We start from the raw sequence: 22,509 nt of genomic DNA on the forward strand, positions 1-22,509 counted from the left end.
TAATGTCACAGAGCCGTCGTTCCTCCTCACGGTCAGCGTTCGAAGCGGTAGCCCATGCCCGGTTCGGTGATCAGGTGGCGGGGGCGGGACGGGTCCTTCTCCAGCTTGCGGCGCAGCTGGGCGAGGTAGACGCGCAGGTAGCCGGTCTCGTTCGCGTACGACGGGCCCCAGACCTCGCGGAGCAGCTGCTGCTGGCTGACCAGGCGTCCCGCGTTGCGCACGAGCACCTCCAGCACGTGCCACTCGGTCGGCGTGAGGCGTACGTCGGCGCCGCCGCGGACGACCTTCTTGGCCGCCAGGTCGACGGTGAAGTCGTCGGTGACGACCACGGCGTCCTCTTCGGGCGGGGCGGCCCGCCGTACGGCGGCACGCAGCCGGGCCAGCAGCTCGTCCATGCCGAACGGCTTGGTCACGTAGTCGTCGGCGCCGACGTCGAGCGTCTCGACCTTCTCCTCGGAGGCGTGCCGAGCGGACAGCACGATGATCGGCACGCTCGTCCAGCCGCGCAGGCCCTTGATCACCTCGGCGCCCTCCATGTCGGGCAGGCCCAGGTCGAGGACGATGACGTCGGGATGGCGACGCGCCGCCAGGTCGAGGGCGGTGCGGCCGTCGGGGGCGGCGTCGACCTCGTAGCCGCGGGCCCGCAGGTTGATGCGCAGCGCGCGGACGATCTGCGGCTCGTCGTCGACGACGAGTACTCGTGTCACGTTTCCCCCTTGCCTGCCCGCACCGTACCGCTCGTCCCGGTCGGCAGTGAGAACACCATTGTCAGTCCGCCGCCGGGGGTGTCCTCGGCGCGGAGGTCGCCGCCGACGGCCTCGGCGAAGCCTCGCGCCACCGCGAGGCCCAGGCCGACCCCGCTGCCGCGCGGCCGGTCGCCGAGCCGCTGGAACGGCTCGAACATCCGGGTCTTGGAAGAGTCCGGGACGCCCGGCCCGCGGTCGGCGATCCGCAGCTCGACCATGCCGCCGTGCTCGCTCGCGGTGACGCGGACCGGCTCGGGACCGCCGTGCCGTACGGCGTTCTCGATGACGTTGGCCAAAGATCGCTCCAGGAGCCCCGGGTCGGCGACGACGGCCGGCAGGTTGTCCGGCACCTCGACCTTGACCTGGTCGCCCGGGACGTTCGCCAGGGCCGGCTGGATCACCTCGTCGAGGGACACGGTGCGGGCGAGCGGGTTGACGACGCCCGTCTGCAGGCGGCTCATGTCGAGCAGGTTGGCGACGAGGCCGTCGAGGCGGTCGGCCGACTCCTCGATGGTGGCCAGGAGCTCGGCCTCGTCCTCGGGGTCCCAGCGCACGTCCGGTGAGCGGAGGCTGCTGACGCTCGCCTTGATCGAGGCCAGGGGCGTCCGCAGGTCGTGGGAGACGGCGGCGAGCAGCGCCGTACGGATCCGGTTGCCCTCGGCGAGCCGCCGGGCCTCCTTGGCCTCCTCGGCCAGCCGCTGGCGGTCGAGGGCGGCCGCCGCCTGGTAGGCGAAGGCGGCCAGGACGCGGCGGTCGGCGGCCGGCAGCACCCGGCCGTCCAGCGCGAGTGTCAGAGTGTCGCTGACCTGCACGGTGACGTCCCCGTCACCGGGCCGCGCGCAGGTCCCCGGGCCGACCGACGCGATGGGCGCCCAGTCGTCGCCGGAGCGTTCGAGCAGCGTCACCGAGGACAGCCCGAACGTCTCGCGGACACGCTCGAGCAGCTCGGGCAGGGCGTCCTCGCCGCGCAGCACGCTCGTCGCGAGCATGCTGAGCGTGGTCGCCTCCGCGCGCGCCTGCGCCGCCTGGGAGCTGCGCCGCGCGGCGAGGTCCACGACGGTGGAGACGGCGACGGCCACGGTCACGAACACCACGAGGGCCATGGCGTTCTCGAGCTCGGCCACGGTGAGGGTGTGCAGCGGGGGCGTAAAGAACCAGTTGACGAGCAGGAACCCGGCGACGGCGGCGACGATCGCGGGCCACAGCCCGCCGACGAGCGCCACGCCGACGGCCAGCGCGAGGAAGAACAGCAGCTCCGTGGGGAGCTCGAAGTGCCGCCCGCCCGCCGACAGCAGCGCGGTCAGCGCCGGCGGGCCGAACAGCGCGAGGAGCCAGCCGGCCGTTCGGCGTCCGCGGCCCAGCGAGGTGGGCGGGACGGACGCCCGTCCCCTGCCCTTGCCGGCGTAGTCGTGGGTGACGATGTGCACGTCCACGTCGCCGGACAGGCGGGCGACGGTCGCGCCGACGCCCGGCCCGAAGGCGTACTGCCAGCGGCTCCGCCGGCTCGACCCGAGCACGATCTGCGTGGCGTTCACGGCGTTGGCGAACTCCATGAGTGCCTTGGGCACGTTGCCACCGGTGACCTGGTGGTAGGAGCCGCCCAGGCTCTCCACGAGCGCGCGCTGGCGGGCGAGCGCCTCCGGCGACCCGTCGGCGAGGCCCTCTCCTCTGGCGACGTGCACGGCGACCAGGTCGGCCCGGCCGGCCCGGGCGGCGATGCGGGCGGCGCGGCGGATGAGCGTGTCGCCCTCGGGACCGCCGGTCAGCGCGACGACGATCCGTTCCCGCGCCTCCCAGGTCTCGGTGATGCCCTTCTCGTCCCGATAGCGGGCGAGCGCGTCGTCGACTCGGTCGGCGACCCAGAGCAGGGCCAGCTCGCGCAGCGCGGTCAGGTTGCCGATGCGGAAGTAGTTGGACAGCGCCGCGTCGATCTTGTCCGGCTCGTAGACGTTGCCGTGGGCGAGGCGACGGCGCAGCGACTCCGGCGCCATGTCGACCAGCTCGATCTGGTCGGCGCGCCGGGCGACCTCGTCGGGCACGGTCTCCCGGGGCCGTACCCCGGTGATCCGCTCGACGACGTCGGCGAGGGACTCCAGGTGCTGGACGTTGACGGTGGTGACGACGTCGATGCCCGTGTCGAGGAGTTCCTCGACGTCCTGCCACCGCTTGTCGTTGCGGGATCCGGGGATGTTGGTGTGCGCGAGCTCGTCGACCAGCACCACTGCGGGGTGACGGGCGAGGATCGCGTCGACGTCCATCTCGGTGAAGACCCGGTCGCGGTGGGCGACCTCGCGGACCGGCACCGTCTCCAGGCCGTCGAGCAGCGCCGTGGTACGCGCCCGGCCGTACGTCTCGACGTAGCCCACGACGAGATCGACGCCGCGCTCCACCCGTCGCTGGGCCTCGTCGAGCATGGCGTACGTCTTGCCGACCCCCGGCGCGGCGCCGAAGTAGATCTTGAGCCTGCCTCGCGTCGCTATCTGATTCACCCCCTTCCTGAATTGTGTCCCCGATGACGGTATTCGAGACGGACGGCCCGGTCCGCAGGCAGTCAACACCTGAAAACGCCCATTTCCGGCGTCCTTGACGGCCCCGTGGCAGCGCCCGGCACAGCCTTAACGCTCTTCTAACGGCCCGCCAGGGCGCGGATCACGAGCGGGCGACGCGCAGGAGGTGGAGGGCGGGCTCGGGAAGCTCGCGGCCGCGCGGCCACACCGCCCGCAGCACCCGGTCGAGCCGCAGCTCGCTGGGCACCTCGACGAGCCGCCCCGCCGCGACCTCATCCGCGACGACCAGGGCGCTGAGCACGGCCGGCGCCGTGCCCGCCATCGCGGCGGCGCGCAGCGGGGCGGTCGCGCCGAGCTCGAGGGCGGGCTCGGCCGGCCCCCCGTACGACGCCAGCGCGGCCTCGAACGTCTCGCGGGTACCCGACCCGGCCTCCCGCAGGAGCAGCGGCGTGCTCGCCAACTCGACCGGGCGCAACGGCCGGCGCTTGCGTGCCCACGGGTGCCCCGGCACGACGACGATCACGAGACGGTCCCGGCCGACGGCCCGGCTGTGCAGGTCACGCGGTGCGCCGCGCCCCTCGATGAAGCCCAGGTCCGCCTCGTCCGCCCGCAGGCGCTCGATCACGTGGGTGCTGTTGGCGACGTTCAACTCGACGTGGACGCCGGGCGCGGCCTCGCGCAGCGCCACGAGCCAGCCGGGGACGAGATGCTCGGCGATCGTGAGGCTGGCCGACACCCGGAGGCGGTCCTCCTGCCGGGAGCGCAACGCGGCGACGCCCTCGACGAGCGCGTTCGCCTGGACGAGGACGGCGCGCGCCCAGTCGGTGACCACCGCCCCGGCCGAGGTCAGCCGGGAGCCGCTGGTCGAGCGCACGAGGAGCCGCACGCCCAGCCGCCGCTCCAGCGTGCGCATCCGGGCGCTGGCCGAGGGCTGGCTGATGCCCTGCCGGGCGGCGGCCTGGCCCAGGCTGCCGGTCTCGGCGACGGCCACCAGCAGTTCCAGCGCTTCCAGGTCGGGCAGCCGTGTGGTCATAGGGGAACTCTATGACCTGACAGGGAAATGGCTGCTACTGCGGGGGCCGTCCAGGGCCGATGCTGGAAGTCATGTCGATCTCCACGCCGCACCGCCCCGCAGCCGGGTGGCCGAGCGGACCGTCCCCCGACGGGCGGGCGGAGCCGGTCGGAGCGTCCCCCGACAGGCTGGCCGAGCCGGTCGGCGGCGCCACGCCGCCGCACGCGCCGACCGCCGGATCGCGTCTGCTCCGGCGTGGGGGGGCGCTGGCGCCGGGCGTCACCGCCAGTGCCCTCGCCGTGGCGGCGGCGTACGGCGTGCACCGGGTGGCCGGGGCGGTGCCGATGCTCACCGCAGCGCTCATCCTCGGCGTGCTCGCCGCCAACCTCGGGCTGCTGCCCGCGGCGACGCGACCGGGTCTGCGCTTCGCCGCGACCAGGTTCATGCGCCTGGGAGTGGTGCTGCTGGGGCTGCAGGTGTCGTTCGGGGACATTCTCGCCCTGGGCGCGCAGACGATCGTCATGGTGGTCACGGTGCTCGTGGTGACGTTCACCGGCACACGGTGGATGGGCCGCCGACTGGGCCTGTCCGAACGCCTCTCCCTCCTCGTGGCGGCCGGCTTCTCGATCTGCGGCGCGTCGGCCGTCGCGGCGGTGGACGGTGCGCTCGGCACCCGTCCCGGCGATCCCGAGGCGGAACGCGAGACCGCCACCGCCGTCGGCCTCGTCACGCTGTGCGGCAGCCTGGCCATCGCCGTCCTGCCGCCCGTCGCCCGACTGCTGGGCCTGTCGCCGTACGACGCGGGCCGCTGGATCGGGGCCAGCGTGCACGACGTCGGCCAGGTCGTCGCCACGGCGGCCATCGCGGGTTCGGCGGCGCTCGTCCCGGCGATCGCGGTCAAACTGGTCCGGGTGGTCATGCTCGCGCCGATCGCCGCCGGGGTCGCGCTGCGCACCCGCCGGGACGCCCGCGCCGGCGGACGAGGCCGGCCCGCGGTGCTGCCGCTGTTCGTGATCGGGTTCCTGGCCACGATGGCGCTCCGCTCGACGGTGACCGTCCCACCGGGCGCCCTGTCCGCCGCGACCGTCGCCCGCGACGTGCTGTTCGCGGCCGCCCTGTTCGGTCTCGGCAGCGCCGTACGCCTGCGGGAGCTCGCCCGGACCGGCCGCCGCGCCCTCCTGCTCGGACTGACGTCCTGGGCGCTGATCGCCGGCATCTCGTACGCGGGCGTCCTGCTCACCTCCAGGTAACGGGACATCGACCACGGTCTCTGGAGGGCGCGTCCAGGGGACGGAGCGCTAAGGGAGCGTTAAGAAATCCGTCGCCGACGGTACCGGCGCGTTAGGACGAAACCGGCCGGGAACGCCCGGCATGAAGATCGCTTCATATCCGCATCACAGGCATGACGGGCGATGAGGCGATGAGCGTGGTGACGTCGGGCGGTTCGGCACTGATCGATGCCCGGGAATCAAGCCCCGACCCGGCCGTGCGCCGCCGGTCCCGGGCGACGACACCGCAGCGGATCTGGGCGCTGACCATCACCGTGGCGGTCCTCGCCGTGGTCCTGGCCGCCGTGGTCGCACAGGGGATCAGCGGGATACACGGCGGGCTGCGGGACATCGGGCACCGCTCCGGGCCGCAGGTGGTCGCGACGTCGGACGCCTACTTCGCGCTGAACGACATGGACGCCCAGGTCGCCAACGTGCTCTTGGTCGGCGACGAGCAGAATCTCGGCGTCGGCCGGGACAAGGCGCTGGGCATCTACGAGCAGCGTCGCCGGCAGGCCGACGCGGACCTGCAGCAGGCCGCGGCCGTCGGCGCCGGAGACCCTGCGGCGCAGCGAGCGATCCGCACGGTGCTGGACGCCCTCGGCCGGTACGAGGCCCTGACCGCCCAGGCCATCCTCGTGGACGGCGACGTCCACCACGTGGCGGGCCGGCCGTCACCGATCGCGTTGGGGCTGTACCGGCAGGCCACGGATCTGCTCAAGAACCAACTGCTGCCCGCCGCGGCCGGCCTTACGGAGGCGAACTCCGGCGCGCTGGAACGCGCCTACGAGGCGAAGCACGCGCAAGCGGTGCGGACCGCGGTCGTGACCGCACTGACCGGCGCCGCCCTGATCGGCGTGCTGATCGGGCTGCAGATCATGCTCACCCGTCGTTTCCGCCGGCGGTTCAACCCGTTCTTGCTACTCGCCACCCTGGTCACCGGAATGACACTGGTCGCAGGGACGAGCACGCTCACCGGCGAGGCCGGGCATCTGCGGACCGCGAAGAAGGACGCCTTCGACTCCGTTCTGGCGCTCTCGCAGGCGCGCGCGGTCGGGTACGACGCCAACGCCGACGAGAGCCGTTACCTGGTCGACCCCTCGCGCCGGCCGGAATACGAAGGGTCGTTCCTGGCCAAGACACAGCAGCTCGCGGCACTGCCCTCGGTGACCACGCCGGCCGCCTACCCGGCCGCGCTACGCCAGGCGTGGAACGCCTACGGCACCGATCACACGGACGTCGGATGGGGCGGGTACCTGGGGACCGAGTTCCACAACATCACCTTCCCCGGTGAACGGAACCTCGCCGAGCGGACGCTGTCCGCGTTCCTCGCCTACCAGCAGGACGACTCGACGATGCGGGCGCTGGCCCGCCGGGGCAGGCTCCACGACGCGATCCGGTTCAACACGGCCTACACGCCCGGCAACTCCAACTATGACTTCGACCAGTACGACAAGAACCTGACCGCGCTGATCGACCTCAACCGGTCCCACTTCGCCACGTCGATCCGTGCCGGAGACAAGGACCTGAGCGGCTGGAGCCTCATCCCCTGGGCGGCCGCCCTCGGCGTGGCGGCCCTCGCGTTCGCCGGCGTACGCCCGCGTCTCGCCGAATACCGATGATGCATTAATTTCACGGATTCTTAGCGCCACACGCCGCACTCCGGGACCCACGATTGCCATATCGTTTACCTCGTCGCATTTCGGGGTGAATCAGGGGGCTACACCGTGAGTCCGGATCCGAATTCGGGCAGTGGGTACGACGTGGCCGCTGGGCCGGAACGGCTTTGTCGGCTCGGCCGGGACCTGGAATTCAACGCCGGCCCCTATTTCGAGCATGCGTCGAGCGATATCCCGGTGGTGCGGAGTACCGAGCAGGGCCTGTTCACCTCGACCTGCTACGAGTTCGCGGTGGCCTATATGGAGGCGGTCGAGTTCATGGAAGAGGAGCTCAAGACGAAGAGGAGCCACCTCGCGCAGATCCACCAGAGGCTCTGCCTGTCGGGCGCCGCCTGGGCCGCCGCCGAGGACAAGAGCACCATCAGGTCGATATGACAGGAGAACGGGGGAATCGCCGGTGAGTACGAGTTCACTGGCCGCCGGGAGCGCGCTGAGTGCCGTCACGGCCGCGGCCTTCGTCATTCCCGCGGCATGGCCGCTGGTGGCCGAGATGTTCGAGGACCAGTGCGATCCGGAGGCGATTCTCGACAGCGCGAAGAAGTGGTGGGGCATACGCGATGACCTCAGCGATGCCAGGAACACCGTGCGCAGTACGGTCGCCGGGCTCGCGCCCGAGGAATGGACGGGCGAGGACCGGGCCGCCTTCGAGCGCAAGATGGAGGACTACGAGGCACAGATTGCATTCGAGATGGCCATGGCGACGATCGTCGCCATGGCCATGTTCATCCTCGCGTCGATGCTCTTCCTCCTCATCGCGCTCATGGTGATCATCGCGGCCGTCATGCTCTGGAACATGGCGTACGTTCTCCTGGCGATGGCCGGCCTGTTCACCGTCGCCGCCGCCGAGGCTGCGGCGTCCCAGGCCGCCGTGACGTGCTTCACCTACCTGGACCGGCTCGACACGCTCGAAGAGCGGATCGCCAAGGGGCTCGCCGGCGTCGTCGGCGCGGTCATGGCCGTGGACGTCGGCGGACAGCTGTTCAAGGGCAACGACAAGGTGCTGGGCGACCTCCTGCACGGCGCCCTCGACAGTGTCGACAACCTCCTGTCGGGGACCCTCTCCCGCCTGGAACGCGACCTCAACAAGGCGTTCATGAACGGCGCCAAGTGGCCCTTCGAGAAATTCGGCTTCACGCCCCGCACGTTCCCGCGAGCGGCGGGAGCATGGGGCAATGCGACGACGTGGGACGGAGACCTGTCGTTGACCTCCGGAAATATCAGCGACAATCTCCGCGATCGACTTGGCGACTACGACGACGGTCGATGGAATCGATGACGCCTGCGCCGGAGAGCGCTGATTCACACCATCAGCTGCAGGGCGACGGCACAGCCCAGGACGACGACGCGCAGCGGGTCGGACACATCGCCGAACGTGACATGGCATCGGCTGGGCGCGCCGCCGCCCTGCGGGGTGATGACCGGGATCCGGCTGATCTGCGCGACTTCGACGCCGCCGGAGTCGACGACGGAGTACCGCAGCGCCAACCGTCCCGATGGCCGTAGCTCGCCGAGCGCGCCTCGATGCGCGTCGACCAGGCGGAAGCGGCCTCGGATGGGGTTACGCCACGTCTGCTCGGCCGCTCCCAGCAGCGAGCCGTCCGGTCCGAGGACGCGAATCCGCCGCCGGGACAGACCGATCCGGCGGGCGTCGGCGATCGAGAACAGCGGCTCGCCCGCCGCTCCCCGAACCTGCAGCCGATGTCCCAGCGGCCGTACCCCCTGCTTCCGATTGGCGAACGTGTAGCCGGCGCGGTACAGCCGCTGCCATCGCGACAGCCCCGGCTCGTCGACGGTGGCCAGCACCGTGCCGTTTCCGTCGAACAGGGCCCCCTCCAGCTCCGAGGCGCGGTTGGATCCGTTCACGTCCACGACCGTGCTGGTCAGCAGCTCACTCACCGAGCCTCCCGGGGCCGGTTCGAGGTGGGACGGCTCAGCGCTCGACGCCGCGGCGCAGCCGGTCCACGAGGGTCAGCATCTCCTGTCCGGTGGACTCGACGACCTCGGACACACCCTGCAGCGCGCGCCGCATCGCCTCCGGATCCGGCTTGGCCGCCTCGGGCTCGAAGTCGGTGCCGAACAGCTCACGGGCCGCTTCCTGCTTTCGCCCCGCGAGGTCGCGCACGGCCTGCCGTGTGAGCTCCCGGATGGTCTCGGCCAGTTCTTCCGAACCGAGCCTCATCGCGCGCGGGTCGATGTGCAGATCCGAAAGCCCTTCGTCGGGAGAGAACGAAAGTCGTATCCTGCCGTCGGCGGTCTCGGCGTGTCCGACCAGACCGGAAACCCGGCGCTGCAGTTCAGCCGCTTTCGATGCCTGCTCCTGAGCCTGGTCGGCCAGGCCGGCAATGTCCAGGCCGAACACCTTGCCCACGTCGGGCAGTTCCACGACGCCTCCTGTTCATTTCACCAAGCGGCCACACGGACAGTACGACTGTGACTTTATGAGCCGTTCAGTCGCCGCAAAAGCGCTGGTACGCGGTCATGACGCGGGTAGCGAGATCCTTGACAGATCCCTAACGTCAATGGTCATGCGCCCTGTCGGCCGGTGCCCCGCTCTCAGCCGACGTCGCGGGCAAGAAGGTCCGTCTCGGCCTCGCGGCGGATCAGCAGGCGGCTCTCTCCGGCCCGTACGCCGACGACGGGCGGCCTGCGGACCAGGTTGTAGTTGGAGGCCATGGAGTGGTGGTAGGCGCCGGTGGAGGCGCTGGCGAGCAGGTCTCCCGGGCGCAGGTCGGCCGGTAGCTCCGCGTCCTCGACGAGCACGTCGCCGGCCTCGCAGTGCCGTCCGGCGACGGTGACGGATCGCTGCCCTGGAGTGGCATGCCGGCCGACCAGCCGCATCGAGTAGCGGGCGCCGTACAGGCTCGGCCGCGGATTGTCGCTCATGCCGCCGTTGACGGTGACGAAGACACGGCCGGCTGCGGTGTGTTTGACCCCGAGGACCCGGTAGAGGGTGACGCCGGCGCGGGCGCTGATGGCACGGCCCGGTTCGAGGGTGACCCGTGGCGTGGGGAGCCGGTGCGAGTCGCAGGCCGACCGGAGCGCGGTGATCAGGGGTTCGGCCAGGGTGCGCGGGTCAAGGCCGTGTTCGCCCCGCAGGTACGGTACGGCGAAGCCGCCGCCAAGATCGAGGTGGGGCAGCACCACACCGTGTTCGTCCCGTATGGCCGCGAGCAGGCCGGCCATCCGGCGGGCGGCCTGTTGATAGGCGGTGATGCCGGTGATCTGTGATCCGATGTGGCAGTGCAGGCCGGTCAGGGCGAGCGCGGGCTGGGCGAGGACCCGGCGCACGGCTTCGGCAGCGGCGCCGGACGCCAGGGAGAAGCCGAATTTCTGCTCTTCGCCGCCGGTCGCCACGGCCGGGTGGGTCTTCCCGTCCACACCGGGGGTCACCCGGATCAGCACCTGTTGGGCGGGCCCGTCCCGGCCGGTGAGGGCGGCCAGCCGGGTGATCTCGGAGGGACAGTCGACGACGATGCGGCTCACGCCGTACGACAGGGCGGCTCGCAGGTCCTCCGGGGTCTTGCCGTTGCCGTGCATGAGGATCCGCTCCGCCGGGAACCGCACCGATCGCGCCACGGCGAGTTCACCGGCCGAGCAGACGTCGAGCGTGAGCCCTTCCTCGGCGATCCACCGGGCCATGGCGCGGCACAGGAAGGCCTTGCCGGCGTAGGCGATCTCGGCGTCCGGGAACGCGCGACGAAAGTCCCGGCAGCGTTGCCGTACGTCGAGTTCGTCCATGACGTGGACCGGGCTGCCGTATCGCTCGGCGATGTCGCTCAGCCGCACGCCACCGACCATGACGTCGCCGTCCGGGGTGGCCCGTGCCGTCGCCGGCCAGATCGTGTGGTCGAGCGTGCTCCGTTCCCGGGTCAGAACCATGGGATTCCCCTCCTAAAGGATCTCGCGCAGCAGCAGGCAGGTGTTGGTCTGCTCGCAGCCTTGGTGGCGCAGGGCGCGCAGTTCCGTGTTGAGCTCGTCGAGACACGCGGTGGTGAGGCGGATCTCGTAGTCGCAGTCGCCGCTGAGCGACCAGACGCCCCGTACGGCCGGCCGGTCGCGCAGCCAGGTCTCGAACGACTCCGGCGGCACCTGGTCCGCCATGCGGACCCGGACGATGGCCATCACCGCCACGGCCTGCAGCCGGGCGGTCACCGGTCCACCGCCTGCGCCGCCGGAGGCCTGGGGGCGTTCCGCACCGGCGTCGGACGGTTGACGTCGGCGGCGACCAGCACCGGGTCGAGCTGGACCCGATCGATCCCCAGTGGGGACAGGAGACCGCGCAGAGCGTGCTCGCTCAGCCGGATCCATTCCTGCGCCGGCCCCGAAGCGGCTCGCAGGGCCGCCAGGCCGGTGAAGGCCACCCCGACACGCGGGCCGGCGGGAAGCCGCGCGGTCAACGGCGTCAACGTGCCCGCCGAGGAACGGCGGACCGGGACGAAGAGCGGATCAGGGGGCTCATCGAACTCTTCCATGACCTTGTGCTTCCTTTCACAAGCAGCCGACCAACTCACGGTAGGCCCAGGAAGAGGCGATATGAGGTCCCGCTACGGGATCCGCACATGGGGAATGCCATCCCTAACGTCGCCTTAATGTCCGAATCCCACGACGGTTGACCCTGACGCAGGGGCAACCTCTCAGCATCGTCGGCATGACCACGAAAGCCGATGAGAGCGGCGACAGGACGATGCGACACTTCACGGTCCACCACGACGGCGTCACGATCCCGGTGTCCCGCGGCGGCCGGGGACGACCGCTGGTCCTGTGTCCCGGACTGAACTCGACACAGGCCGACCTGCACGAACTTGCCGAGCTGCTGCGGCGCGACCACGACGTGGTGACCTTTGACCTCAGGGGCCATGGCCTCGCCTCGGCCGCCGACCGGTACTCCTTCGAGGCGTTCCTCTGCGATCTCACCGCCGTGCTGGCGGAGCCGGCACGGCTCGGCCTGCCCTCGCCGCCCGTGCTCGTGGGCTACTCGCTGGGCGCGGACCTTGCCGTGCACTATGCCGCTGAGCATCCTGACACCGTCGCCGGGCTTATTCTCATCGATGGGGCGAACCCGGTGCCCGAGCCGTTCATCACGGAGGCCGACCTGCCGGAGTTCCGTGCGATGTGGGAGGACCTGGCGACGCGGCAGGAGGCCGAGCGGGGCACCGCGCGTCAGGTGTTGCTCACCGCCCAGGAGATCCTCGACCTGAACCTCGAGATCGACATGGTTCGGTCCGGGATCCTCGACCGGTACCGGAAGATCGACCGGCCCATCACCATGATCATGTCGACCTCGATGGCCGGCGACAGCGGCGAAGGGCGTGCGCTTCGGTTCAATCAGAACTGGCATGCCGGTGTCGAGCGGCTTGTCCGCGAGCGGCCGCACGTCTCCACGTTCTGGCTCGACGCCGATCACGGGCTGGTCTTCACCCACGCCGCGGAAATCGCCCAGATCATCCGGAGTGCACAAGGCCCGGCCGACCCGGCGACTCCTTGAACGGTTCCTGGGAGAGTGGTCCGATGCTGACCATCGGTGAGCTGGCGTCGTACGTCGGAGTCACGGTGCGCGCGGTGCGGCACTATCACGCCAAAGGGCTGCTGCCGGAACCGGAGCGGGACCACTCCGGCTATCGCAGATACGACGCCGCCGCCGTGATCGAGCTGATCAAGATCCGGACTCTCGCCGGCGCTGGGGTGCCGCTGGCACGGGTGCGGGAACTGCTGCAGGCCGACGAGAAGGAGTTCGCCGCGGCGGTCGAAGACATCGACGAGCGGCTGCGGGCGGAGATCCGCGAGCGGCAGCGGCACCGGGAGCGGATCGCCCTGCTCTCCGCCGGGGACAACCTGGTACTGCCACCGGAGGTGGTCGAGTATCTCGACCGGCTGCGGGCGCTCGGGGTCGACGAACGGATCGTCGAGGTCGAACGCGATGGCTGGATCCCGCTGGCCGCGCGCTCGCCCGAGCGAGTCCCGGAGTGGATGGCACGCAAGCGGGAGCAGCTCGCCGACCCGCAGCTCATCGGCTTCTATCTCACCCTGGGCAGGGCTCTCGACCAGGCCGACGACGACCCACGGCTGGTCGAACTGGCCGACGAACTGGCCGCCTACATCACGCGGATGGCCGACGAGCAGGGCGATGACTACGTCGACGACACCGACATCGAACCACCGTTGGTCACGCTGATGGACACACTGGCGTTCGATGCCTTGCCGCCGGCGCGTCGACTGATCGAGTTGCTGAAGGAGCGAGGCTGGACCGGCTGGACCAAGCTCGAACGTGTGAGCACACGCCGATCACCGACGGTCACCGGACGGGAGGCACTCCACACGAGAGCTCACCAGTACCAACCCCCGTGACACGGACAAGCGAGGACCGTGATCTCTGCCGTCGGCAGCGTCGCCGAGCAGGCAGGTTCCTGACACGGCGCCCTCGATCAGACCGCTCGGCGACGCACGGTTCGCCGAGGCGGCTCGGGAGGGGACGTGCCGGAGGCGTCGCGGTCGTGGTTCGTCGGTCAGCCGGTGCGGTGGTCGTGTCGTCAGCGCCTGTCGCGGTCGAGGGCGAGGACCTCGCGTACGGCCTTGGCGACGGCCCGGAAGTCCTTCTTGAGGATCGAACCGTGGTTGCTCGCGACCTTCGCGCTGATTTCGATGTTCGGGTTGCGGGCGGTCACCGCATCGAGGCCGGCGCGTATCCGTTCTTGCCCGTCCCCATCACGGCGGCTTCCGAAGGACGCCCCCGAAGCAACCACATACCGGACCGGGACGGCGATGTTGTCCAGCACGGGGCCCAGCTCGTGCTCGCGGGCGACCCTGCCGAGTTCGATGTTGCAGTTCGCCATCTGTTCGGCATTCATCCGCGGGGTCAGGCCCGTCAGGCGCAGCAGCGGCATGAACCAGCCCATCCGCCGAAACATCTTCCGGATCCGCTGCTCCATGGCCTCGTCGAGCCAGTCATACGGTTGCGCACCGTCGACCAGGACCGCGCCCAGGGTACGGTCCGGATTCCGGCTGGCCCAGTGCGCCGCGACGAACGCCCCATAGGACCAGCCCACCACCAGCGCCCGGTCCACACCCCTGGCCGTCAGAACGGCATCGACATCCCGGATGACGGCCTCGAAGGAGTAGTCCGCCGAACGCTTCGATTTCTTACCGCGGCCCCGCTCGTCGTAGGTGACGTGCCGGTAGTCGCTGCCGAGGTCGGCGATGACACGCCGCCAGTATCCCTGAGTGGCGAACTGGCCGTTGAGATAGATCACAGGGATACCGGGACCGCCGGTGTCGGTGACGGCCAGGGCCGTGTCGTCAACCGGCAGCATGCCGGTCCAGGCGGATTGCTTGATGGTCATGGTTTGCCTTTCTCCAGGGCCAGCAGCCAGACCTTGCACATGGATCGCCTGGGAATGCGGTTTCGTCATCCGACTGTCCGCTCTTCTTCTCCGGTGTCTTCGCCGGCGGCGCGCTCGATGGCGCTGATGAATCGTTTCCGCTCCCGGCTGACCCACTGCCCCTCCGGGTAGTTCTGGATGAATGCCTCGACGAACTCCACGGGGTCGTCCCCGAAGATCTCGCGGATCGAGGTTCCGTTCGCCGCGCTTTGTTCGAACAGATCGGCAAGGTCCTCGTGCATCGAAGCCGCGCCGGTGCCGTCCCCCCGCCCGAAATAGTTCAGGTACCGCTCCAGCGCTTCGACCGCCGTGCGATAGCTCTCGGGAAGCTGCTCCATGCGGGCCTTGTACTGCCGGTAGCGCCTCTTGTCCTCGATCGACCCTGTGACCATTTCCAAGTACCGCCGGTAGCGACTCTCCGGCTCATTCGTTTCTGTGTCCATGTCTAATTACCTCCCTTGCGGAGCTGTTCTAGCCGTTCCGCGAGGAAGCTCCAAGTCCTCCAGAACTCTTCGAGATACTCCCGTCCCTGGGCGTTCAGGGAATACACCTTGCGCGGCGGCCCCTTCTCGGACGGAACCTTCTCCACGTCGACGAAGCCGCGCTGCTCGATCCTGACCAGCAGCGCGTAGATGGTGCCTTCGGCGATGTCGGAGAAGCCCTGATCCCGCAGCCACGCCGTGATCTCGTAGCCGTAGGCGGGCCGACCGGACAGGATCGCCAGGACGATGCCCTCCAGCGTCCCCTTGAGCATCTCCGTCACCTGCTTGCCCATGGAACACCCCAATTCCAGCTACTCGGTGCCACTGACTACCAGTACAAAGTATCACTGACTACCGGTACATAGCAACACCGAATAGCTGAAGTGCGCGCCGAAACCGTGAGCATGTGCGTGCGGCCGACCTGCGGCGATGCTTGCTATACACAGGAAGAGGGGGTGTGACCGATGCCTCGCTACCCGAGAAGCCCGGTTTGGGCGGTGGCCGCCGGATTGATCGCCCCGTTCGTCCTCTCGGCGGTGCTCCTGCCCACCAGATCGGGCCTGGCCAACACCGACGTGGCCCTCATCCTGGTCGTGGTCGTCGTCGCGGTTGCTGTGAGCGGAAACCGCGTGGCGGGCGCGGTGGCGGCGCTGTCGGCGGCCGTGTGGTTCGACTTCTTCTTCACCCGGCCGTACGAGCGGTTCACCATCGACAAGGCCGGCGACGTCGAGACGGCGGTGCTGCTGCTCGTGGTGGGGCTGGTGGTATCGCAGTTGGCCGCCCGGGCCCGCCGCCTGAAGGTGATCGCCGTGACCGACGCCGACTACCTGTCGCGGATCCACGACGCCGCAGAGCTGACGCAGTCGGCCAGGTCGGCCGGTGCCGTGGTCGATCTGGTGAAGAAGCAGCTCACCGACCTGCTGAACCTTCGAGACTGCCGGTTCGAGTACGGGTCCCTCCTCGGGCACCCACCGCGCCTGGAGCAGGACGGCACCGTGACCGTCGGCCGCAGACGCTGGGACGTCGAACGGCGGGGTCTGCCGGACGAGGAGATCGAGCTGCGGACCTTCGGCAATGGCCACTTCTACGGCCGGTTCATGCTCAGGCCGACGTCCGGGGCCGCTCCGACGCTCCAGGCCCGCCTCGTCGCCGTCACGCTCGCCGACCAGGCCGGACGTGCCCTCGACACCGCCGAGACGACCAGGGAATGAAGGCGCGTCGGCGGGTGTGGTTCAGATCAGCACGATGATCGAGGCGATCGTCCCGGCGTACAGCCCGGCCCAGCAGCCGATGAACGGGCCGGAGAACCGGCCGGTACGACGTACGGCGATCACGGCGAGGATCGCACCACCGAGCGCGGCGCACGCGGCGACCCGGGCGGGGGCGGCCAGGTGCCAGTCGGTGAACGCCATCCCGACCGCGACGGGCAGCATCGACTGGAAGACCATGGCGCCGGTGATGTTGCCGAGGGCGAGGGTGTCCTTGCCCTGTCGGATCCACAGCACGCTGTTGATCTTCTCCGGGAGCTCCGTGGCCAGCGGTGCGACCAGGAGCGTCAGGACCAGGGGGTTGATGCCGAGGGCGTGCGCGAGACGCTCGATCACGGTGACGAACAGCTCCGCACCGCCGACCAGCAGGGCGACGCCCGCGACGGTCTGCGCCAGGATCTGGTACGTGCGCGGTGGAGCGTCCTTGTCGCGACTGAAGTACAGCGGGCCGGGCGTCTCCTCATCGCCGCCCTGCCGTCTGGCCCGGGCGATCGTCGTGGCCAGGTACGCCCCGTACGCGGCGACCAGCAGCACCGCGCCGATGACGTGCAGCGGGCGGGACCGGACGTTGCCGATCACGATGGCGATCGACAGCGTGCCGAGGAAGACGAGCAGGTCCCGGCTCATCGCCTGCCGGTCCAGCCGCAGGCCGCTCCCCTTCCGCCGCACTCGGTAGAACATCGCGGCCGCGCCGCACAGCGCCATGGCCAGGGTGCCGAGCAGGAACGGCGCGCCGATGATCGCACCGATCGCGATCGGGCCGCCCTGCTCGCCTCGGACGATCGCGACGATCGGGACGAGGGATTCGGGCATGGCCGTCGCCACGGCCGCCAGCACGCTGCCGACCGCTCCATGACCGAGGTCGAGGCGTATCCCCGCCCATTCCACCGCGTTGGTGAACACGAGCGCACCGGCCACCAGCAGGGCGAAACCGGCCACGAGCAGCACACCGTCGAGCACGAGACATACCTTTCCACCTCAGGAGAGTCGCGGTCGCCCGTCAGGGCATGGCCGGTCGAGAATCTCCGATCGGGGTGAGGCGGAAGCGCAGCCGGCAGACGACCGCGTCGGTGTCGCGGCGCAGCGCGTGTGCGAGCACCGCCCCGCGCTGGTTCTGCAGGATCCGCTGCCAGGCGTGCGCCGGTTCGACCTCGGGGATCAGGACGAACACGTGCGGCTCGTCGACGCCGCGGACGTACTCGACGATCGGTTCGACGAGGCGACGGTGGTTGTCGTTGACCAGGGTCAGGTTGACGTCCGGGGCCCAGCGTTCCCACGCCTCGATGAATTTCTTGGTGTCTTCGGGCTCGTCGGGGTGGGTGACGCGTACGGCGACGACCCGGTCGCCGATGGACAGCGCGGCCGACATCGCCTCTTGGGTGAGCCGGTTGACCGCCCCGATGGGGACGATCACGAGGGCGCGACGGGGACGTGGACGCGCGGGGACCCGGTCGATCTCGAGCCGTTCTCCGATGCGGTCGTAGGCGCGGTGGATGGCCGCCATGAGCGCGACCATCAGCGGCATCGTGACGACGATCAGCCAGCCGCCCTCGCTGAACTTGGTGGCGGTCACGATGACCGCGGCGAGCGCGGTGAGCAGTGCGCCGAAGCCGTTCAGCGCGGCACGCGGCCGCCACCCGGCGGGCCGCTCGGACCACCAGTGCCGGACCATGCCCGCCTGCGACAGGGTGAAGCCGACGAAGACGCCGATGGCGAACAACGGCACCAGCGTGTTCATGTCGCCGCCGGTGCCGATGAGCAGCAGGGCGGCGGTGGCGGTCAGGAAGGCGATGCCGTAGCGATGGACCTGCCGCTCGGCCCGCAGGGCGAACAGGTGCGGCAGGTTGTTGTCCTTGGCCAGGAGCTGGGCGAGGACGGGCATGCCGCCGAACGAGGTGTTGGCGGCGAGGGCGAGGAGCACGACCGTGGAGAACTGGACGACGTAGTACCCGATCCCGTGCCCGAGGGAGCCGGCGGTGACCTGGGACAGGATCGTGACGCCGTGGACCGGGCGGATGTGGAACCGCACGATGAGCGCGGCGATGCCGATCAGCATCAAGCCGAGGATCGCGCCGAGCGCGACCTCGGCGCGCTGCGCCCGTTTGACCCGGGGGCTGCGGAAGGTGGGCACCGCGTTGGCGATGGCCTCGACGCCCGTCAGCGCCGCGCATCCGTTGGCGAAGGCACGCAGCAGCAACAGCACCCCGACGGTCTGCAGGGCGTGCGCCTGCGTGGTGGCGTGCTCGACCGACACGGGGTGGTCCCGGAGGATCCCGACGACGATCACCGCGACGATGGAGAGGACGAAGACCGCGGTGGGCGCGACGAACAGCCGGGCGCTGTGCGCGATGCCCCGCAGGTTGATCGCGGTGACGAGGACCAGGACCGCCAGGCACAGCCACACCGTGTACGGCAGCAGCGCGGGCACCGCCGAGGTGAGGGCCGCGACGCCCGCCGCGATCGACACCGCCACGTTCAGCACGTAGTCGACGACCAGGGAGGCGGCCGCCACCAGCGCTGACCTGCGGCCGAGATAGGTCTTGGCCACCCCGTACGCCCCGCCGCCCTCCGGGAAGGCCGCGATCACCTGCCGGTAGGACAGGGTGAGCACGCCCAGCAGCCCGGCGATGGCCAGGGTGACGGGGACGGTGTAGCCGAGGCCGGCGCCGCCCGCGACGGCCAGGACGATGACGATGGCCTCCGGGCCGTACGCGACCGACGCCATGGCGTCCAGCGACAGCGCGGCGAGCCCGCCGACGACCGACAACCGATGCCGGTCGGACTCGTCCGGAGACCCGGGCCGGGGAGCGGGCTTGCGCTCGGACAGCAGTGACATGGGAGAACCCTCTAGGGCTGGAAGCGGTAGCCCATTCCGGGCTCGGTGAGCAGGTGCCGCGGATGCGCGGGATCGGACTCCAGCTTGCGACGCAGCTGGGCCATGTACTGGCGCAGGTAGTTCGTCTTGCGCTCGTACGCGGGTCCCCAGACCTCGGTGAGGAGCCAGCGCTGGCTGATCAGCTTGCCCGGGTTACGCAGCAGGATCTCCACCAGACGCCACTGGGTGGGCGTGAGATGGACGTCGGGCGTGATCGTCTTGGCGGCCAGGTCGACGAGGTGGTCGCCGATCTGGACGGTCGGCACCGGGTCCGCGGAGCCGGTTCGGCGGCTGACGGCGCGGATGCGGGCGAGCAGTTCGTCCATGCCGAAGGGCTTGGTGACGTAGTCGTCGGCTCCGGCGTCCAATGCCGTGATCTTGTCGTCGGCGCCGCTGCGCCCGGACAGCACGATGATCGGCACCTGGCTCCAGCCGCGCAGCCCGTGAATGACGTCGACGCCGTCCAGGTCCGGCAGTCCCAGGTCCAGTACCACGACGTCGGGATGCCAGTCGGTGGCCCGTCGCAGCGCGTCGCTGCCGTCGGCGGCGGTCGCCACGTCGTACTGGCGGGCACGCAGGTTGAGCGTGAGCGCGCGGGCGATCTGTGGTTCGTCGTCGACGACGAGGACACGTGTCACCGGGTCCGCCTTTCCCGGAGCGCGTCGACGTGCGACGTGAGTACCGGATCGGCCAGGTCGGGAGGGGCGACGGGGAGCGTGACGATCATGGTGAGGCCTCCTCCGGGCGTCTCTTCGGGGGTCACGGTGCCGTCCATCGCCTCCACCAGTCCCCGGGACAGGGCCAGGCCGAGACCGACGCCAGTTCCGTTGTCCCGGTCGCCGAGCCGCTGGAAGGGCTGGAAGACGCGGTCGCGGTCGGCCGGCGGGATCCCGGGTCCTCGGTCGATGACCCGGAGTTCGAGGTGGCCGGCGTGGGCGCTGGCCGTGATGAGCACCGGCTCGCCGGGGGGGCTGTGGTGTACCGCGTTGGAGATGAGGTTGACCAGGACCCGCTCCAGTAGGACCGGGTCGGCCAGCGCCTCGGTCAGGTCGTCGGGAATCTGAAGCCGCATGTCGGAGGCGTCGAGCTCGTCGACGGCGTACGGGACGATCTCCTGAACGGCGACGGGCTGGGCGGACACGCCGAGGGCTCCGGCCTGCAGGCGGCTCATGTCGAGGAGGTTGGCGACGAGGCGGTCGAGCCGTACGAGGGACTCGTCGGCGGTGTCGAGCAGTTCGTCGCGTTCCTCGTCGGACCAGGAGACGTCGTCGGCGCGCAGGCTCTCCACTGCGGCCTTGGCGGAGGCCAGCGGGGACCGTAGGTCGTGGCTGACCGCCGTGAGCAGCGCCGTCCGGAGCCGGTCGGCCTCGGCCAGCGGGCGGGCCTGCTCGGCCTCCTCGCTGAGGCGCTGCTGACGCAGCGCGACGGCCGCCTGGGCGGCGAACGCCTCGAGCACGCGCCGGTCGGCGGCCGACGGAGTCCGGCCGCGCAGGACGAGTGCCAGGTCGTCGTCGACCGGGATGTCGGCGTCGCCGTCGTCGGGTGTGCAGGTCGGCTCACCACCGACGGTGGCGATGATCCGCCAGCAGTCCGGGTCACGCTGGCGATTCGGGGTCAGCGGCGTCTCCGGGCGGCGTTCGAGCAGCGTCACCGACGTGAGGGCGAAGGTGACCCGCAGGTGTTCCAGAAGGTCGTTCAGCGCGCCGTGGTGGCGTCCGTCGGCGTCCCAGCCACGCAGGACACTGCCGGCCAGGTCGGACAGCAGTTCGGCGTCCGCGCTCGCGCGGACCGCCTCGCGGGTCCGCCGGGCCGCGATCTCCACCACGACGCTGACCGCGATTCCCACGAGGACGTACGCGATCAGCGCGAGGACGTTCTCGTGCTCGTTGATCGTGAACTTGTACAGCGGCGGGGTGAAGTAGTAGTTGAGCAGCAGCGAGCCGAGGATGGCGGCGAACAGCGCGGGGTAGATGCCGCCGACGAGGGCGACGCCGACCACGGCGACGATGAAGAGCAGGATGTCGCTGGGCAGGGAGAGCTGGCCGCGCAGACTCGCCAGCAGCACTGTGAGAAGGGGCAGGCCGGCTGCTGCCATGACGAACCCGGCGGCCTGACGGCGGCGGGTGAGCCCGCCGGCGCGGCGAGTGCGGAGCCGCGGCTTGTTCACCTCCTCGTGGGTGACCAGGTGGACGTCGATCGGCCCGGACAGCGCCGTGGTGGTGACGCCGACGCCGCGGGAGAACAGCTGGGCGAACCGGCCGCGCCGGGAGGCGCCGAGGACGAGCTGGGTGGCGTTGACACCGCGGGCGAAGTCGAGCAGGGCGTTCGGGACGTCGTCGCCGACGACCTGGTGGTAGGTGCCGCCCAGGCTCTCGACGAGCGCGCGCTGGCGGGCGAGGTTGGCGGGGCTCGCGCCGGCCAGCCCGTCGCCGGTGGTGACGTGGACGGCGAACAGGTCGGCGCCCTTGGCCCGGTCGGCGATGCGGGCCGCCCGCCGGACGAGAGTGTCGCCCTCGGGGCCGCCGGTGAGCGCGACGACGACGCGCTCACGTGCCTCCCACGTCGTGTGGATGTCGTGGTCGGCGCGGTACCGGTCGAGCTGGTCGTCGACCTTGTCGGCCAGCCACAGCAGGGCCAGTTCGCGCAGCGCGGTGAGGTTGCCGACACGGAAGTAGTTGGCCAGCGCGGCGTCGATCTTCTCCGCCTGGTAGACGTTGCCGTGCGCCATCCGGCGGCGCAGCGCCTCGGGCGCCATGTCGACCAGCTCGACCTGGTCGGCGCGCCGGACGACCTCGTCCGGCACGGTCTCCCGCTGGGGGATGCCGGTGATCTGCTCGACGACGTCGTTGACCGAGTCGAGGTGCTGGATGTTGACCGTGGTGATCACGTCGATGCCGGCCTCGAGGATCTCCTCGATGTCCTGCCAGCGCTTCTCGTTACGTGATCCCGGGATGTTCGTGTGCGCGAGCTCGTCGATCAGCGCGACCCTGGGGGCGCGGGCGATGACGGCATCGGCGTCGAGCTCGGTGAACGTCGTCCCCCGGTACCCCATGGTCTTGCGGGGAACGGCCTCCAGACCCTCCAGCAGTTCTATGGTGCGGGGCCGGCCGTGGCACTCGACGTAGCCGACGACCACGTCGGTGCCGCGGTCGTGGCGCCGATGTGCCTCGGACAGCATGGCGTAGGTCTTACCGACACCCGGCGCGGCGCCGAGATAGACGCGCAAGCGCCCCCGGGTCATCTCGCCTCACCCTCCTCCTGCGGGGGACGGCGCGCCGTGCGCTCCCACGCACGGC

The 22,509-nt window shown here is 70.4% G+C and carries 22 protein-coding genes; 7 read left to right on the forward strand and 15 right to left on the reverse strand.

Annotation, left to right across the window (positions count from 1 at the left end; all coding sequences use genetic code 11):
• Window positions 1-32: 32 nt before the first annotated feature.
• The 3 genes from ACQP2O_RS38365 to ACQP2O_RS38375 all read right to left on the reverse strand — a co-directional run bounded on the left by ACQP2O_RS38365 (window position 33) and on the right by ACQP2O_RS38375 (window position 4,286).
• A complete protein-coding gene (locus ACQP2O_RS38365) occupies window positions 33-707 on the reverse strand; it encodes a response regulator (protein ID WP_433173924.1) in 675 nt (224 codons plus the stop codon).
• On the reverse strand, window positions 704-3,235 hold the full coding sequence (locus ACQP2O_RS38370) for a DUF4118 domain-containing protein (protein ID WP_433173926.1): 2,532 nt from the start codon (window positions 3,233-3,235) through the stop codon (window positions 704-706). Before ACQP2O_RS38370 ends, ACQP2O_RS38365 begins: the two co-directional genes overlap by 4 nt.
• A 160-nt stretch (window positions 3,236-3,395) precedes the next feature.
• On the reverse strand, window positions 3,396-4,286 hold the full coding sequence (locus tag ACQP2O_RS38375) for a LysR substrate-binding domain-containing protein (protein ID WP_433173928.1): 891 nt from the start codon (window positions 4,284-4,286) through the stop codon (window positions 3,396-3,398).
• Window positions 4,287-4,357: 71 nt separating this feature from the next.
• Here ACQP2O_RS38375 and ACQP2O_RS38380 point away from each other — a divergent pair, with 71 nt between their 5' ends.
• The 4 genes from ACQP2O_RS38380 (at window position 4,358) to ACQP2O_RS38395 (ending at window position 8,488) form a co-directional block, all read left to right on the forward strand.
• Window positions 4,358-5,515, forward strand: coding sequence for a YeiH family protein (locus tag ACQP2O_RS38380; protein ID WP_433173930.1), 1,158 nt, complete (start codon window positions 4,358-4,360; stop codon window positions 5,513-5,515).
• Between the two features lie 152 nt (window positions 5,516-5,667).
• Window positions 5,668-7,155, forward strand: a complete 1,488-nt coding sequence (locus ACQP2O_RS38385) for a hypothetical protein (RefSeq protein ID WP_433173932.1) — start codon at window positions 5,668-5,670, stop codon at window positions 7,153-7,155.
• Between the two features lie 105 nt (window positions 7,156-7,260).
• Window positions 7,261-7,587, forward strand: a complete 327-nt coding sequence (locus tag ACQP2O_RS38390) for a hypothetical protein (protein WP_433173934.1) — start codon at window positions 7,261-7,263, stop codon at window positions 7,585-7,587.
• A 22-nt stretch (window positions 7,588-7,609) separates the two neighbouring features.
• Window positions 7,610-8,488 carry a hypothetical protein gene (locus ACQP2O_RS38395; protein WP_433173936.1) on the forward strand — a complete coding sequence of 293 codons (879 nt, stop codon included), beginning with the start codon at window positions 7,610-7,612 and terminating at the stop codon, window positions 8,486-8,488.
• Between the two features lie 23 nt (window positions 8,489-8,511).
• Here ACQP2O_RS38395 and ACQP2O_RS38400 read toward each other — a convergent pair whose 3' ends face one another.
• The 5 genes from ACQP2O_RS38400 to ACQP2O_RS38420 all read right to left on the reverse strand — a co-directional run bounded on the left by ACQP2O_RS38400 (window position 8,512) and on the right by ACQP2O_RS38420 (window position 11,684).
• A complete protein-coding gene (locus tag ACQP2O_RS38400) occupies window positions 8,512-9,108 on the reverse strand; it encodes a hypothetical protein (protein ID WP_433173938.1) in 597 nt (198 codons plus the stop codon).
• A 34-nt stretch (window positions 9,109-9,142) separates the two neighbouring features.
• Window positions 9,143-9,595 carry a YbaB/EbfC family nucleoid-associated protein gene (locus ACQP2O_RS38405; RefSeq protein WP_433173940.1) on the reverse strand — a complete coding sequence of 151 codons (453 nt, stop codon included), beginning with the start codon at window positions 9,593-9,595 and terminating at the stop codon, window positions 9,143-9,145.
• Window positions 9,596-9,765: 170 nt separating this feature from the next.
• Window positions 9,766-11,091: a diaminopimelate decarboxylase gene (gene lysA, locus ACQP2O_RS38410; protein WP_433173942.1), complete on the reverse strand. Its 1,326-nt coding sequence runs from the start codon at window positions 11,089-11,091 to the stop codon at window positions 9,766-9,768.
• Between the two features lie 12 nt (window positions 11,092-11,103).
• Window positions 11,104-11,364 carry an Lrp/AsnC ligand binding domain-containing protein gene (locus tag ACQP2O_RS38415; protein WP_433173944.1) on the reverse strand — a complete coding sequence of 87 codons (261 nt, stop codon included), beginning with the start codon at window positions 11,362-11,364 and terminating at the stop codon, window positions 11,104-11,106.
• Window positions 11,361-11,684 (reverse strand): SAV_915 family protein, encoded by a 324-nt coding sequence (locus ACQP2O_RS38420; protein ID WP_433173946.1) that lies wholly within the window; start codon window positions 11,682-11,684, stop codon window positions 11,361-11,363. Before ACQP2O_RS38420 ends, ACQP2O_RS38415 begins: the two co-directional genes overlap by 4 nt.
• 176 nt (window positions 11,685-11,860) lie before the next feature.
• Here ACQP2O_RS38420 and ACQP2O_RS38425 point away from each other — a divergent pair, with 176 nt between their 5' ends.
• Complete coding sequence (locus ACQP2O_RS38425; protein WP_433173948.1) at window positions 11,861-12,697, forward strand: alpha/beta fold hydrolase; 837 nt, start codon at window positions 11,861-11,863, stop codon at window positions 12,695-12,697.
• A 23-nt stretch (window positions 12,698-12,720) separates the two neighbouring features.
• Window positions 12,721-13,557, forward strand: a complete 837-nt coding sequence (locus ACQP2O_RS38430) for a MerR family transcriptional regulator (RefSeq protein ID WP_433173950.1) — start codon at window positions 12,721-12,723, stop codon at window positions 13,555-13,557.
• Between the two features lie 182 nt (window positions 13,558-13,739).
• Here ACQP2O_RS38430 and ACQP2O_RS38435 read toward each other — a convergent pair whose 3' ends face one another.
• The 3 genes from ACQP2O_RS38435 to ACQP2O_RS38445 are packed head-to-tail and all read right to left on the reverse strand — an operon-like array spanning window position 13,740 to window position 15,363.
• On the reverse strand, window positions 13,740-14,618 hold the full coding sequence (locus ACQP2O_RS38435) for an alpha/beta fold hydrolase (protein WP_433173952.1): 879 nt from the start codon (window positions 14,616-14,618) through the stop codon (window positions 13,740-13,742).
• Complete coding sequence (locus tag ACQP2O_RS38440; RefSeq protein WP_433173954.1) at window positions 14,615-15,031, reverse strand: DUF1048 domain-containing protein; 417 nt, start codon at window positions 15,029-15,031, stop codon at window positions 14,615-14,617. The genes ACQP2O_RS38435 and ACQP2O_RS38440 overlap by 4 nt, the downstream gene beginning before the upstream one ends.
• A gap of 2 nt (window positions 15,032-15,033) precedes the next feature.
• A complete protein-coding gene (locus ACQP2O_RS38445) occupies window positions 15,034-15,363 on the reverse strand; it encodes a PadR family transcriptional regulator (RefSeq protein WP_433173956.1) in 330 nt (109 codons plus the stop codon).
• A gap of 204 nt (window positions 15,364-15,567) precedes the next feature.
• Between ACQP2O_RS38445 and ACQP2O_RS38450 the strand changes: the two genes are divergently transcribed.
• Window positions 15,568-16,281: a DUF4118 domain-containing protein gene (locus tag ACQP2O_RS38450; RefSeq protein ID WP_433173958.1), complete on the forward strand. Its 714-nt coding sequence runs from the start codon at window positions 15,568-15,570 to the stop codon at window positions 16,279-16,281.
• A 21-nt stretch (window positions 16,282-16,302) separates the two neighbouring features.
• On the opposite strand, the gene ACQP2O_RS38455 is transcribed toward ACQP2O_RS38450, so the two are convergent.
• From ACQP2O_RS38455 to ACQP2O_RS38470, 4 genes are read right to left on the reverse strand one after another with little or no spacing between them, the layout of a single operon-like run.
• Window positions 16,303-17,298: a sodium:calcium antiporter gene (locus ACQP2O_RS38455; RefSeq protein ID WP_433173960.1), complete on the reverse strand. Its 996-nt coding sequence runs from the start codon at window positions 17,296-17,298 to the stop codon at window positions 16,303-16,305.
• Between the two features lie 40 nt (window positions 17,299-17,338).
• Complete coding sequence (locus tag ACQP2O_RS38460) at window positions 17,339-19,174, reverse strand: APC family permease (RefSeq protein WP_433173963.1); 1,836 nt, start codon at window positions 19,172-19,174, stop codon at window positions 17,339-17,341.
• Between the two features lie 11 nt (window positions 19,175-19,185).
• Window positions 19,186-19,851: a response regulator gene (locus tag ACQP2O_RS38465; protein ID WP_433173965.1), complete on the reverse strand. Its 666-nt coding sequence runs from the start codon at window positions 19,849-19,851 to the stop codon at window positions 19,186-19,188.
• Window positions 19,848-22,454, reverse strand: a complete 2,607-nt coding sequence (locus ACQP2O_RS38470; protein WP_433173967.1) for an ATP-binding protein — start codon at window positions 22,452-22,454, stop codon at window positions 19,848-19,850. Before ACQP2O_RS38470 ends, ACQP2O_RS38465 begins: the two co-directional genes overlap by 4 nt.
• Window positions 22,455-22,509: the final 55 nt, after the last annotated feature.

Origin of the sequence: Actinoallomurus sp. CA-150999, assembly GCF_050942425.1 — a bacterium.
GTDB lineage: Bacteria > Actinomycetota > Actinomycetes > Streptosporangiales > Streptosporangiaceae > Actinoallomurus.

Excerpts from the sequence above, each read along its gene's own strand:
- ACQP2O_RS38375 (WP_433173928.1), bottom strand. The coding sequence starts at position 4,286 with ATGACCACACGGCTGCCCGACCTGGAAGCGCTGGAACTGCTGGTGGCC.
- ACQP2O_RS38380 (WP_433173930.1), top strand. The coding sequence starts at position 4,358 with ATGTCGATCTCCACGCCGCACCGCCCCGCAGCCGGGTGGCCGAGCGGA.
- ACQP2O_RS38385 (WP_433173932.1), top strand. The coding sequence starts at position 5,668 with ATGACGGGCGATGAGGCGATGAGCGTGGTGACGTCGGGCGGTTCGGCA.
- lysA (WP_433173942.1), bottom strand. The coding sequence starts at position 11,091 with ATGGTTCTGACCCGGGAACGGAGCACGCTCGACCACACGATCTGGCCG.
- ACQP2O_RS38420 (WP_433173946.1), bottom strand. The coding sequence starts at position 11,684 with ATGGAAGAGTTCGATGAGCCCCCTGATCCGCTCTTCGTCCCGGTCCGC.
- ACQP2O_RS38425 (WP_433173948.1), top strand. The coding sequence starts at position 11,861 with ATGACCACGAAAGCCGATGAGAGCGGCGACAGGACGATGCGACACTTC.
- ACQP2O_RS38430 (WP_433173950.1), top strand. The coding sequence starts at position 12,721 with ATGCTGACCATCGGTGAGCTGGCGTCGTACGTCGGAGTCACGGTGCGC.
- ACQP2O_RS38435 (WP_433173952.1), bottom strand. The coding sequence starts at position 14,618 with ATGACGAAACCGCATTCCCAGGCGATCCATGTGCAAGGTCTGGCTGCT.
- ACQP2O_RS38440 (WP_433173954.1), bottom strand. The coding sequence starts at position 15,031 with ATGGACACAGAAACGAATGAGCCGGAGAGTCGCTACCGGCGGTACTTG.
- ACQP2O_RS38445 (WP_433173956.1), bottom strand. The coding sequence starts at position 15,363 with ATGGGCAAGCAGGTGACGGAGATGCTCAAGGGGACGCTGGAGGGCATC.
- ACQP2O_RS38460 (WP_433173963.1), bottom strand. The coding sequence starts at position 19,174 with ATGTCACTGCTGTCCGAGCGCAAGCCCGCTCCCCGGCCCGGGTCTCCG.
- ACQP2O_RS38470 (WP_433173967.1), bottom strand. The coding sequence starts at position 22,454 with ATGACCCGGGGGCGCTTGCGCGTCTATCTCGGCGCCGCGCCGGGTGTC.